This window comes from Arthrobacter sp. 10T44 (assembly GCF_056393885.1).
Genome location: NZ_JBFTGT010000004.1, coordinates 1 through 11,659 on the forward strand (window position 1 = coordinate 1; position 11,659 = coordinate 11,659).

The 11,659-nt window shown below is 67.3% G+C and carries 6 protein-coding genes; 1 reads left to right on the top strand and 5 read right to left on the bottom strand.

Features of this window, described 5'->3' with window-relative positions:
- Positions 1–403 precede the first annotated feature (403 nt).
- Genes AC1DBL_RS07890 through AC1DBL_RS07900 form a run of 3 tightly spaced genes read right to left on the bottom strand, consistent with a single transcriptional unit; the run spans position 404 to position 7,933 of the window.
- Positions 404–4,084 carry a 1,4-alpha-glucan branching enzyme gene (locus tag AC1DBL_RS07890; protein ID WP_476925858.1) on the bottom strand — a complete coding sequence of 1,227 codons (3,681 nt, stop codon included), beginning with the start codon at positions 4,082–4,084 and terminating at the stop codon, positions 404–406.
- A 1-nt stretch (position 4,085) separates the two neighbouring features.
- Positions 4,086–5,882: a maltose alpha-D-glucosyltransferase gene (treS, locus tag AC1DBL_RS07895; RefSeq protein WP_441419054.1), complete on the bottom strand. Its 1,797-nt coding sequence runs from the start codon at positions 5,880–5,882 to the stop codon at positions 4,086–4,088.
- On the bottom strand, positions 5,879–7,933 hold the full coding sequence (locus AC1DBL_RS07900) for an alpha-1,4-glucan--maltose-1-phosphate maltosyltransferase (protein WP_476925859.1): 2,055 nt from the start codon (positions 7,931–7,933) through the stop codon (positions 5,879–5,881). Before AC1DBL_RS07900 ends, treS begins: the two co-directional genes overlap by 4 nt.
- A 167-nt stretch (positions 7,934–8,100) precedes the next feature.
- Here AC1DBL_RS07900 and glgP point away from each other — a divergent pair, with 167 nt between their 5' ends.
- Positions 8,101–10,719 carry an alpha-glucan family phosphorylase gene (gene glgP, locus AC1DBL_RS07905; RefSeq protein WP_476917717.1) on the top strand — a complete coding sequence of 873 codons (2,619 nt, stop codon included), beginning with the start codon at positions 8,101–8,103 and terminating at the stop codon, positions 10,717–10,719.
- Positions 10,720–10,798: 79 nt separating this feature from the next.
- Here glgP and AC1DBL_RS07910 read toward each other — a convergent pair whose 3' ends face one another.
- A complete protein-coding gene (locus tag AC1DBL_RS07910) occupies positions 10,799–11,155 on the bottom strand; it encodes a barstar family protein (protein ID WP_441419051.1) in 357 nt (118 codons plus the stop codon).
- 7 nt (positions 11,156–11,162) lie between these two features.
- Positions 11,163–11,657: a guanyl-specific ribonuclease gene (locus tag AC1DBL_RS07915; RefSeq protein WP_476892786.1), complete on the bottom strand. Its 495-nt coding sequence runs from the start codon at positions 11,655–11,657 to the stop codon at positions 11,163–11,165.
- Between the last annotated feature and the right edge of the window lie 2 nt (positions 11,658–11,659).

Here is an 11,659-nt window from a genome sequence, read left to right on the forward strand (position 1 = left end):
TGGCAGGCCCGGCACAATCAACCAATTCAATACAAAATTGGTATCAACAAACTTGGCACACTATTGAGTTCTCAAACAACAGACACACCCGGCACCACCCAAACCCAACGGTCCAGGATCGCTCCGGAGCAACTTTTCAAACTTACCCGCGTGCTTCACCCTAGTCAAATCAGCGGTCCGACTCAGTCTTGCCATAGGCTTCTTGGTCTTCTTAGCGGATCAACTCCGGGGAGCAGCGCGGAAATAAACTCTACCACCACTTGAGCCGGGTGACAAAGCGGCCCCCGGCGGTCTCTCCTGCGGCCCCGGATTGGCGGCCGGCGCAGGACACGGAAAAGCCCGGAATCCCAAGGATTCCGGGCCCTCCGATCAAGATGGCCGTCACAGCCATGCCGTCACGTGGCTAGCTGATCGCCTTGAAGTAGGCGGCGCCCAGCGGAGGCAACGTCACGGTGAGCGTGGCGGGCTGGCCGTCGGTGCCGCCGTCGGCCGCTGTCAGGGTGCCCTCGTTCAGGACACCCGAGCCGCCGTAGGCAGCGGCGTCGGTGTTCAGGACTTCCTGCCACTGCCCCACGGCCGGGACGCCCAAGCGGAAGTCCTGGTGCGGGGAGCCGGAGAAGTTGAAGGCGCACACCAGCTCGTTGCCGGCGGCGTCCCGGCGGATAAAGGTCAGCACGTTCCGGTCCGCGTCCCCGCCGTTGATCCACTGGAAGCCGTCGGGGTCGTTGTCGCGTTCGTACAAGGCCGGAGTGGAGCTGTACAACTCGTTCAGGTCCTTGGTCAGGAGCTGCACGCCGCGGTGCGCGGGGATGTCGGCCAGCCACCAGTCCAGGCCGTACTGTTCTGACCATTCCGCTTCCTGGCCGAACTCGGTGCCCATGAAAATTAGCTGCTTGCCCGGGTGGGCCCACTGGTAGCCCAGGAAGGCCCGCAGGTTCGCGAGCTGCTGCCAACGGTCGCCGGGCATCTTGCGCAGCATCGAGCCCTTGCCGTGCACAACCTCGTCGTGGCTGATCGGCAGCAGGAAATTTTCCGTGTAGGCGTAAACCAGGGAGAACGTGATGGTGCCGTGGTGCCACTTCCGGTTGAACGGGTCCTCGGCCATGTACTTGAGCGAGTCGTGCATCCAGCCCATGTTCCACTTGATGCCGAAGCCCAGGCCACCCTGGCTGGTGGGGGCTGTGACGCCCGGGAATGCCGTGGATTCCTCGGCGATCATGACCGCACCGGGGTGCGTCTTGTAGACCGTTGCGTTGACCTCCTGCAGGAAGGAGATCGCCTCGAGGTTCTCGCGGCCGCCAAAGCGGTTCGGCTGCCACTGGCCCTCCTCACGGGAGTAATCCAGGTAGAGCATCGAGGCCACGGCGTCGACGCGGAGGCCGTCAATGTGGAACTCGTCCAGCCAGTAGAGGGCGTTGGCGACCAGAAAGTTGCGGACTTCGCTGCGGCCGAAGTCGAAGATCAGCGTGCCCCAGTCCGGGTGTTCGCCCAGGTTCGGATCGGAGTGCTCGTACAGCGGCCCACCATCGAATTGGGCCAGCGCCCAGGCATCCTTGGGGAAGTGCGCCGGCACCCAGTCCAACAGCACGCCGATCCCGGCCTGGTGCAGTTCGTCCACGAGGTGCCGGAACTCGTCCGGGTGCCCGAAGCGCGAGGTGGGTGCGAAGTAGGACGTGACCTGGTAGCCCCACGATCCGCCGAAGGGGTGTTCCGCGACGGGCATGAACTCCACGTGGGTGAAGCCGAGCCACTTCACGTACTCCACGAGTTCCTTGGCCAGCTGGCGGTAGTCGAGCCCGACCCGCCAGGACCCAAGGTGGACCTCATAGACGCTCATCGCGGCATTGTGTGGATCCCGGGCCGCGCGGGCCTTCATCCATTCCTCGTCCTTGAAGACGTAAGAGGGCTCGACGACGCGGGACGCCGTCAGCGGAGGAACCTCCGTGCCGAAGGCAAGCGGATCGGCCTTCTCCACCCAGTGCCCGTGCTTGGTCTTGATCTCGAATTTGTAGCACGCCCCTGCTATAACGCCGGGGATGAACAGTTCCCACACCCCGGAGGAGCCGAGCGAGCGCATGGAGAATTCCCGGCCGTCCCAGCCGTTGAAGTCGCCCTTGACCCGCACGGCCTGGGCGTTCGGGGCCCACACCGCGAAGGACACGCCGTCGACGTCGCCCAGGACGGACTTGTAGTGCTGGACGTGTGCGCCCAGCACATCCCAGAGGCGCTCGTGCCGGCCTTCGCCGATCAGGTGCAGGTCGATCTCCCCCACCGTCGGCAGGTAGCGGTAAGGCTCGTCGGCCTGCTGCGGTGCCTGGCCTTCATAAGTGACCTCAAGCCGGTAGTCCGGAACGTGCCCTTCGTCCAGCGGGTCCAGCACGGCCACCCACACGCCGCCGGATTCGTGCGACATCGGGAAACTGCCGGCCGCAGTGACCACGGAGACGGCTTCCGCGAGGTGCTTCACGGTGCGGATGGTGACGTGGCCGTAGTCGTCGAGGTGCGCGCCAAGGACCGAATGCGGCGCGTGGTGCTCGCCGGCGGCGACGCGCGCAAGGGTCTCCGCGTCCACGGGAAGCGGGACTCCGGGTCGATCGGTACGTGCTGAACCTGTCATTTTGTTACCTTCCGCTGCGGCTTCGGCGGGAACGCCGGGGCCTGTACTGCCGAGGAGACGACGGGATGCATTCACCGGGATGGCGAGCCAGTCCGGCCTGTTCCGTAGTTCGTAAACAACTTCGTAGAGAGCCTTGTCCAGCCACAACGCCACGAACAGGGGCGAGTCGCGGTCGATCGTGCCGGGGGTGACTTCCGCATAACCGGCCAGGAAGGCCTCGGCGCAGTCGTCCACCCAGGCCGCGGGGACGACGGCGTCGTCGTACTCGCGGACGGCGGCGCCGGCGGCGTAGTCGAAGGACCGCAGCATGCCGACCACGTCGCGGAGCGGCACGTCCGGGAAGTTGCGTTCGGAGATCGGGCGCAGCGGCTCCCCTTCGAAGTCCAGGATCGCCCAGCGGGCCGGTTTCCCGGGTCCGCCGGGGACCTGCAGGATCTGGCCGAGATGCAGGTCGCCGTGGATCCGCTGCAGCCGGCCGGCACTGCTGCCTTCGAGCCGCGTAAGGAGCGCCTCAAGTTCATCGTCGAAGGGCCCGACGGCGGCGCCGGCTTCCGCCCACGACTGCCGGACCCGCTGGGCGACGCCGGGCGCGATGTCCCCGCCCGGCACGGACTCCGCTGCGGTGCCGAGCGCCTCGGCGAGCCGACGGTGCACGGTGGCCGTGGCGACGCCCAGGGCGCGGGCTTCGGCGGTGAAGTCGGTGCCGGTGCTGGCCGCGTCCACGGCCAGGCGCCAGGCGTCCAGGCCGCCGGCCAGGAATTCGTGCGCGACGGCGAGCTCGCCGCGGGCGGTCGAGGCACCCCCGGGGACGGTCCATTCGCCGGTGACCCAGCCGAGGGTGGCCGGGACCTCAACGGTGCGGCCGGCGGTCAGGGCCGCGCCGATCTCGACTTCGGGATTCTGCCCCTCGGACAGCACCCGGAAGAATTTGAGGATCGCCGCGGAGGCGCCGTCGTCCACTACGACCGAACTGTTGGACTGCTCGCCGGAGAGCACCCGGACCTTGCCAGTGGCGAACGGCAGCCGGTAATCGGATTCCACCAGGTGCCCGGCGGCCGTGCCGTCGCTTGTGGCGGCGCGTTCGCGCATGAGTTCAAGCCAGGCCGCGATAAACGCCGGGTCGTGCACGCCGTCGTAGATCCAGCCGTGTGCCGCGTCCGTGCCGTCCGCGGGAATCTCCCCGAGCAGGGCGGCTCCCGCACCCGCCAGCGGCAGGGCGCGGGAGCTGAGCGGCACCTGCACGACGTCGGTGCGGTTGCCGTCCGCCGTCGGGTACGTCACCGCGAGCAGCAGAACTTCAAGCTCCGCGCCGATCTCCGGCGTCGCGGCCGCCGGGCCGGCGCCGAGGCGCACACGGCCCGCCGGCTCGAAGCTGAAGTGCGCGCTCTTGACTGGGAACCAGCGCTGGCGCGGCAGCCAGCTGCGGAGCAGGGCGTCCAGCGCGGGGGAAAGGGTGGGTCGGGTCATTTCAGCCTTCGATGGACAGGATAGGCATCGCCTGGGTGTGGGGCGAGGCCGGGTTGGATGCGGCCGATCGGATCCGCAGCCAGAAGAAGTCGTGGCTGCCCAGGGTGAGGGTCAGCGTGCCGTCGTCGGAAATGGCGGGGAACGCCTGACCGCCGAAAACGTCGCGGAGCCCGCGGCCGGCATACTGCGGCACCCTCAGCGTGGTGGCCACCGGGTGCTGGGACAGGTTGAACGCGCACAGGATGGTCTCTGCCTCCTCGCCGGCGGCGTTGCCCGCCGGTAGGTCGCGCAGGTAGGAAAGGACGACGTCGTGGTCCGCCTCGACGTGCTGGAACGAGCCGAGCCCGAAGGCCGGGTGGTTCCTGCGGACGCTGAGGATCTGACGGGTCCAGCGCAGCAGCGAGCCGGAGTGGGCGGCCTCGGCTTCAACGTTGGCCATGCTGTAGTTGTAGACCAGCGACTGGATCACCGGGAGGTAGAGCTTGCCCGGGTCGGCGTTGGAGAACCCGGCGTTGCGGTCCGGGTTCCATTGCATCGGGGTGCGGACCGCGTCGCGGTCCTCGAGCCAGATGTTGTCGCCCATGCCGATTTCGTCGCCGTAGTACAGGAACGGGCTTCCCGGCAGCGAGAGCAGCAACGCGTTGATCAGCTCGATCTCGGAGCGGGAGTTGTCCAGCAGCGGGGCCAGCCGGCGGCGGATGCCGATGTTGGCGCGCATGCGGGGGTCCGGCGCGTACCAGCCGAGCATCGCGGCGCGCTCGTCGGCCGTGACCATTTCCAGAGTGAGCTCGTCATGGTTGCGAAGGAAGGTGCCCCATTGGGCGCCCTCGGGAATGTCCGGGGTGTCCTTCATCGTCTCGATGATGGGCGCGGCCTTCTGGTCCCGCAACGCGTAGTACAGCCGCGGCATGATCGGGAAGTGGAAGGCCATGTGGCATTCCGGTTCCTCTTCGGTGCCGAAGTATTCCACCACTTCGGCCGGCGGCTGGTTGGCTTCGGCGATGATCACACGGCCGGGGTAGCTTTCGTCGACCATCCGGCGCAGCTGGCGCAGGAACTCGTGGGTGGCCGGCAGGTTCTCGCAGTTGGTGCCCTCCTCCTCGAAGAGGTAGGGAATGGCGTCGGCGCGGAAGCCGTCAATGCCTTGGTCCAGCCAGAACCGCACGACGTCGAACAGGGCATCGATCACCTTGGGGTTCTCGAAGTTCAGGTCCGGCTGGTGGGAGAAGAATCGGTGCCAGAAGAACTGGCGGCGGATCGGATCGAAGGTCCAGTTGGATTCCTCGGTATCCACGAAGATGATGCGGGCGTCCTGGTACTTCTCGTCCGTGTCGCTCCACACGTAGAAATCTCCGAACGGGCCGTCCGGGTCCTTGCGCGACTCCTGGAACCAGGGGTGCTGGTCCGAGGTGTGGTTCAGCGGCAGGTCGATGATGACCCGGACGCCGCGGGCGTGGGCCTCCGCGACGAGCCGCTTGAAGTCGCTGATGGTGCCGAATTCGTCCAGCACCGAGTTGTAGTCCGAGATGTCGTAGCCGCCGTCGCGCAGCGGAGACTGGAAGAAGGGCGGCAGCCAGAGGCAGTCGACGCCGAGCCACTGCAGGTAGTCCAGCTTCTCGATCAGGCCGTGGAAGTCGCCGGAGCCGTCGCCGTTGCCGTCGGCGAAACCACGCACCAGGACCTCGTAAAAGACCGCCTTCCGGTACCAGTGGGGGTCGTGCTGGAGTCCGGGAGCGTTCAGTTCGAAAGTCCCCTTCGGGGTGAAGTGCTGGTTGGGGTTGCTCGGGCTGAAACTCACGGGCGCTGCCTCCGGATGCTCAGGATGTGGGCTGGTTCGACATGTGCGTCAAGGCGCACGTAGTTGTACTCCCCCCATTCCCAGCTTTCGCCGGTCAGCAGGTCATCGACGACGAAGCGGCCGTTGTGCGTCAGGTCCTCAGGGTCCAGCTCCAGCGCCGCCAGGTCCAGCGTCACCGTGCTCTCCCGGATGCCATGCGGATCCACGTTGACCACGACGATCAAGGTGTCCTTGCTGCCGTCCGGGAGGGTCTTGTGCTTTGAGTAGACCACCGTGGCGTTGTCCGTGCTCTGGTGCACCGTGAGGTTCTGCAGGTCGCCGAGGGCCGGGTGGGTGTGCCGGATCTCGTTGAGCCGGGTGAGGTACGGGGCCAGGGTGCGGCCGGACTCCGCCGCGGCGTCCCAGTCGCGGGCCTTGTACTCGAACTTCTCGTTGTCGATGTACTCCTCCGCGCCCGGCCGGGCGACGTGCTCGTACAGTTCGTAGCCGGCATAGACGCCCCAGATGGGGCTGGCGGTGGCGGCAAGCGTGGCACGGATCTTGAACGCCGCCGGTCCGCCGAACTGCAGGTACTCGGTGAGGATGTCCGGGGTGTTGACGAAGAAGTTCGGACGGAAGTAGGCCGGGGATTCGTGGCTGACCTCCTGGAAGTACTCCTCCAGCTCCTCCTTGGTGTTGCGCCAGGTGAAGTAGGTGTACGACTGCTGGAACCCGGCCCGTCCCAGCGCGTGCATCATCGCCGGCCGGGTGAAGGCCTCGGCCAGGAAGACGACCTCGGGGTTCTTCTTGTTGACCTTGGCGATCAGCCATTCCCAGAACCACACCGGCTTGGTGTGCGGGTTGTCCACGCGGAAGATCTTGACGCCGTGGCTGATCCAGAGCTGGACGATCCGCAGGATCTCGTTGGACAGGCCTGCCGGGTCGTTGTCAAAGTTCAGCGGGAAGATGTCCTGGTACTTCTTCGGCGGGTTTTCGGCGTAGGCGATGCTGCCGTCCACGCGGGTGGTGAACCATTCGGGATGGCTCTGCACCCAGGGGTGGTCCGGGGCGGCCTGCAGCGCGAGGTCCAACGCCACCTCCAGTCCCAGTTCGCCGGCGCGCGCCACGAAGGCGTCGAAGTCCTCAAAGGTGCCCAGGTCCGGGTGGATGGCGTCGTGGCCGCCTTCCTTGGCACCGATCGCCCACGGGGAGCCGGGGTCGTGCGGGCCCGCCAGCAGGGTGTTGTTCGGGCCCTTACGGTGCTGGGTACCGATCGGGTGGATCGGCGGCATGTAGATGATGTCGAAACCCATCGCGGCGACGGCATCGAGCCGCTTCGCGGCGGTGCGGAACGTCCCGGAGGTCCACTCGCCGGTTTCGTGGTTGCGGACGGCGCCCTCCGAGCGGGGGAAGAATTCGTACCAGGCGCCTCGGCCGGCGAGCTCGCGCTCCACCAGCAGCGGATACGGCTCGGAGACGGTCACCAGTTCCCGGATCGGCTGGCGCGCAACCACATCGGCGACGTCGGCGCTGAAGCCGGCGGCGAGGCGCTCCTCTGGGGTCTTCGAACCATCGGACAGGCCGACGACGGCGATCCGCAGGGTCCGCCGATCGGCGGAGGGACGGGTGGCGTCCTCGGAGGCCTCGGTCAGCAGGGCGGCGCCCTCGGCCAGCATCAGCTCGACGTCGATGCCCGCTTCGATCTTGACTTCGGCGTTGTGGTGCCAGGTGCCGTAGCGGTCGTGCCAGGCCTCGATGACGAACGCCCACTTGCCGGTGCCGGACGGGGTGAGCAGGCCTTCCCAGCGGTCGGTGCCCTTGCCCCGGTCCCCGCGCGGCGGGGCCAGACGGACGCGCTGCCGCTCCTTACCCCGCGGGTCCAGGAGCACGGCGCTGACGCCGAGCATGTCATGGCCCTCACGGAAGGCAGTGGCGCCGACCACGATGCTCTCGCCGACTACTGCCTTGGCGGGGAACTTTCCGTCCTCGACTGCGGGCTGCACGGCGGTGATTGGAAACCTGCCGAATTTGAGGCCCTCCGTGATCAGGGCCTTCGGCTTTTGCTTGGACACGGCACTGGTTCGCGAGTTAGTCGTCACAGCCTCGACGTTATCTACAAATCGCACAGAATGCTAAGGCTGCTCAGTTTTTTGGGTGAATCCCGAGGTCAATCCGACATTTACCGGAAAGAAACCCAAAGCTGTTCCGGGGCTCTGCGTTGTCCGTTAGTGTTTCGCTGGTGAAGGCTATCCGCAGATTTACCGTCCGAACTGTTCTTCCCGAATCGATCCGGCCCCTGGCGCGGCTCGCCACCAACCTGCGCTGGTCGTGGCACCTGCCGACCCGGGAGCTCTTCGAGCAGCTAAACCCGGCCATCTGGGCCGAGAGCGCCCACGATCCGGTGACCTTCCTGGGCCTCGTTAGCAGGGAAGAGCTGCAGCGCCTCGCCGCGGACCAGGACGTGGTGCGCCGTGTGCACGCGGCCGCCGAGGATCTGGACCGCTACCTGGAGCAGCCCCGCTGGTACCAGAGCCTGGGCGAGGACGCGCCCCGCTGCATCGCGTACTTCTCGCCCGAGTTCGGCATCACCGAGGTGCTGCCGCAGTATTCCGGCGGACTCGGCATTCTGGCCGGCGACCACCTGAAGGCGGCCTCGGACCTTGGCGTACCCCTGATCGGTGTCGGCCTGCTCTATCAGGCCGGCTACTTCAAGCAGTCCCTGTCCCGCGACGCCTGGCAGCAGGAGACCTACCCCGTCCTCGACCCGGACGGACTGCCGCTGACCCTGCTCCGTGAGCCGGCCCCGGACGGTAACGGCCGGCCCATCCAGATCTCCCTGCCGCTCCCCCACGGCCGGCGCCTGCTGGCGCACGTGTGGCGCGCCGACGTCGGCCGCGTCCCGCTGTTGCTGCTGGATTCCAACGTGGCGGGCAACGACGACGCGGCGCGCGGCGTCACCGACCGCCTTTACGGCGGCGGCGGCGACCACCGGCTGCAACAGGAACTCCTGCTGGGGATGGGCGGGGTCAAGGCGCTGCGGGCCTACCAGCGGCTGACCGGCGCCCCCGCGCCGGAGGTGTTCCACACGAACGAAGGCCACGCCGGCTTCCTGGGAGTCGAACGCATCCAGGAACTGATGTCCGGGGAGCACCCGCTCAGCTGGGAAGAAGCCCTGACCGCGGGCCGCGCCTCCACCGTGTTCACCACGCACACCCCGGTCCCGGCCGGCATCGACCGCTTCGAGACCTCGCAGATCGAGCACTTCTTCACCGCGGGCCTGGCCCCCGATGTGCCGATCGCAAAGATCCTGGACCTGGGCCGCGAGGACTTTGCCGACGGCAACCCGTTCGTCTTCAACATGGCCGTGATGGGGCTACGGCTGGCCCAGCGCGCCAACGGCGTCGCGAAGCTGCACGGCGTCGTCTCCCGCGGCATGTTCTCCGCGCTCTGGCCCGGGTTCGACCATGCCGAGGTGCCCATCACGTCGGTCACCAACGGCGTGCACGTGCCCACCTGGGTGGATCCCCGCGTATCCCAGCTGGCCCGTGAACAGTTCGGCGCCGACGCCGAGACGGAGGGCCGCTGGGACCTGGCCTACAACGTCAGCGACGAAGCCCTCTGGGCGCTGCGGCGCGAAATGCGGGTCTCGCTGGTCGAAGACGTCCGCCGCCGGCTCCGGGCCGCCTGGAAGAAGCGCGGCGCCGCCGACGCCGAGCTGTCCTGGACGGATTCGGTGCTGGACCCGGACATCCTCACTATCGGCTTCGCCCGCCGCGTGCCGACCTACAAACGCCTCACCCTGATGCTGCGCGATCCGGACCGGCTCAAGGCCCTGCTGCTGCATAAGACCCACCCGATCCAGCTGGTTATTGCGGGCAAGTCGCACCCGGCGGACGATGCCGGCAAGAAGATGATCCAGGATCTGGTTCGTTTCACCGACGACCCCGCGGTCCGGCACCGGATCGCGTTCCTGCCCAACTACGATATCGCCATGGCCAGGACCCTCTTCCCCGGCTGCGATGTGTGGCTGAACAACCCGCTGCGCCCACTCGAGGCATGCGGCACCTCGGGGATGAAGGCCGCCCTGAACGGCTCGCTCAACCTCTCCGTGCTGGATGGCTGGTGGGATGAAATGTACGACGGCGAGAACGGCTGGGCAATCCCGACGGCGAACAACGACGCGTCCCCGGAGGAACGCGACGACATTGAAGCCTCGGCCCTGTACGAGCTCCTCGAAAGCCAGGTGGCGCCGAAGTTCTACGGGCTCACCGTCTCCGACGAGGCGGGCGCCGCCGGCCCCTCCCAGTCCGTGGCGCAGAAGGTGCCCACGCACTGGGTCTCGATGATCAAGCACACCATGTCCCACCTCGGTCCGGCCGTGTCCGCGGACCGGATGCTGCAGGACTACGTCAACGTCCTCTACCGGCCGGCCGCGGTGGCCGGGCGGAAGGCGTCGGCGGACAACTTTGCCGCAGCGAAGGAGCTCGCCGCCTGGTCCTCGCAGCTCCGCGCCGCCTGGCCCCAGATCCAGGTTGAGCATGTGGACTCGGTGGGCGTCTCCGAGGACCCGCAGATCGGCGACGACCTGCAGGTGAACGCCTACGTGGCACTCCACAACCTGCGGCCGGAGGATGTGGCGGTGGAGGTGGCCTTCGGCCGGGCCGAGGACAGCGATGAGCTGACCGATGTCACCGTGGCGGAGCTGCAGTCCGTGGAAGACCTGGGCAAGGGCCGGTACCTGTTCAGCGGGACCCTGGTGATCGACCGGTCCGGATCCTTCGGTTACACCGTCCGGGTGCTGCCCAAGCACGAGGGGCTGGCGTCCAAGGCCGAGCTGGGCCTGATCGTGAACGCATAGCCGGTTAGCGGATTTGCTCGGTTGTTCTCGCGCTTTCGGATCAGCTCGCCTTCTAGGGCGCTGAGGGGTCTTGCGGGGGTTAGAGGCAGACGGCGATGACGGTCAGGTCCTTGCCCGCGTAGCGTTCGGCGTCTTGCAGGATTTCGCAGATGACGCCGAAGGTGCGGTCGCCGCGGAAGGCGGCCGGGACCTGCCAGATCAGGGTGACCGGCCGCTGCCCGTCGTCGCTGACAGCGTCGGCGAAGTCGTGCAGCGAGTCGTTGAGGGCGTCAAGGTTCACGCCGTAGTGCTCGGGGAAGTCCAGCGCCTCACCGAAGGTCCGCAGCACCGCCTTCTTGGAGTCCGCGGCGGGGATCACGAGCGCCCGGCGGCCGGCGTCGTGGACTTGCGCCTGCAATTCCTCGAGGGTCCAAGTGTCGGCGGAGAAAATCTTCATGGTTTCCCTACTTGCCTTCGGCAATAAATTTGAACGTTTCGTAATGGTCGGCGGTGTAGTATTTTTCGCCGGCCGCACCCGCCACGATCCGGCGCGCGCCCCGGTCCGACTCCCCGGGAGTCCGCACGGTGAATTCCCGGTAATACCCGGAGGCTTTCCGCGGGAGAATCCTTTCGAAGTTCCCGAACGGGACATTGTCGCGCGAATACGGGTAGGGACCGCCCCTGGCGATCAGGGCAAGGGTCTGCCGCGCCTCGGCCGGAAGGTCCGACGCCTTGATCTCCGGCAGCCGGGAGGGATTGGCGACGCCGGCCGCCGGGGCCCTGCCCGGCGTCGGGGTTTGGGAGACGGTCGCCTTGGGGGCGGGGCCGCTCCGGCCGGCGTCCGGCGGGACGGTGCCGGTCTGAGGAAGGCCGGCCAGCACGAAGGCCAGCACCACAAGTCCCAGCAGAACGGCGAGCAGGGCGGTGAGCCGCCGGACGTTCATTCGTGATTCCCCCATGC

Bases quoted from the DNA above. Each gene is read 5' to 3' on its own strand.
- AC1DBL_RS07890 (WP_476925858.1), bottom strand. From the start codon at position 4,084: ATGACCCGACCCACCCTTTCCCCCGCGCTGGACGCCCTGCTCCGCAGC.
- AC1DBL_RS07910 (WP_441419051.1), bottom strand. From the start codon at position 11,155: ATGAAGATTTTCTCCGCCGACACTTGGACCCTCGAGGAATTGCAGGCG.
- AC1DBL_RS07915 (WP_476892786.1), bottom strand. From the start codon at position 11,657: ATGGGGGAATCACGAATGAACGTCCGGCGGCTCACCGCCCTGCTCGCC.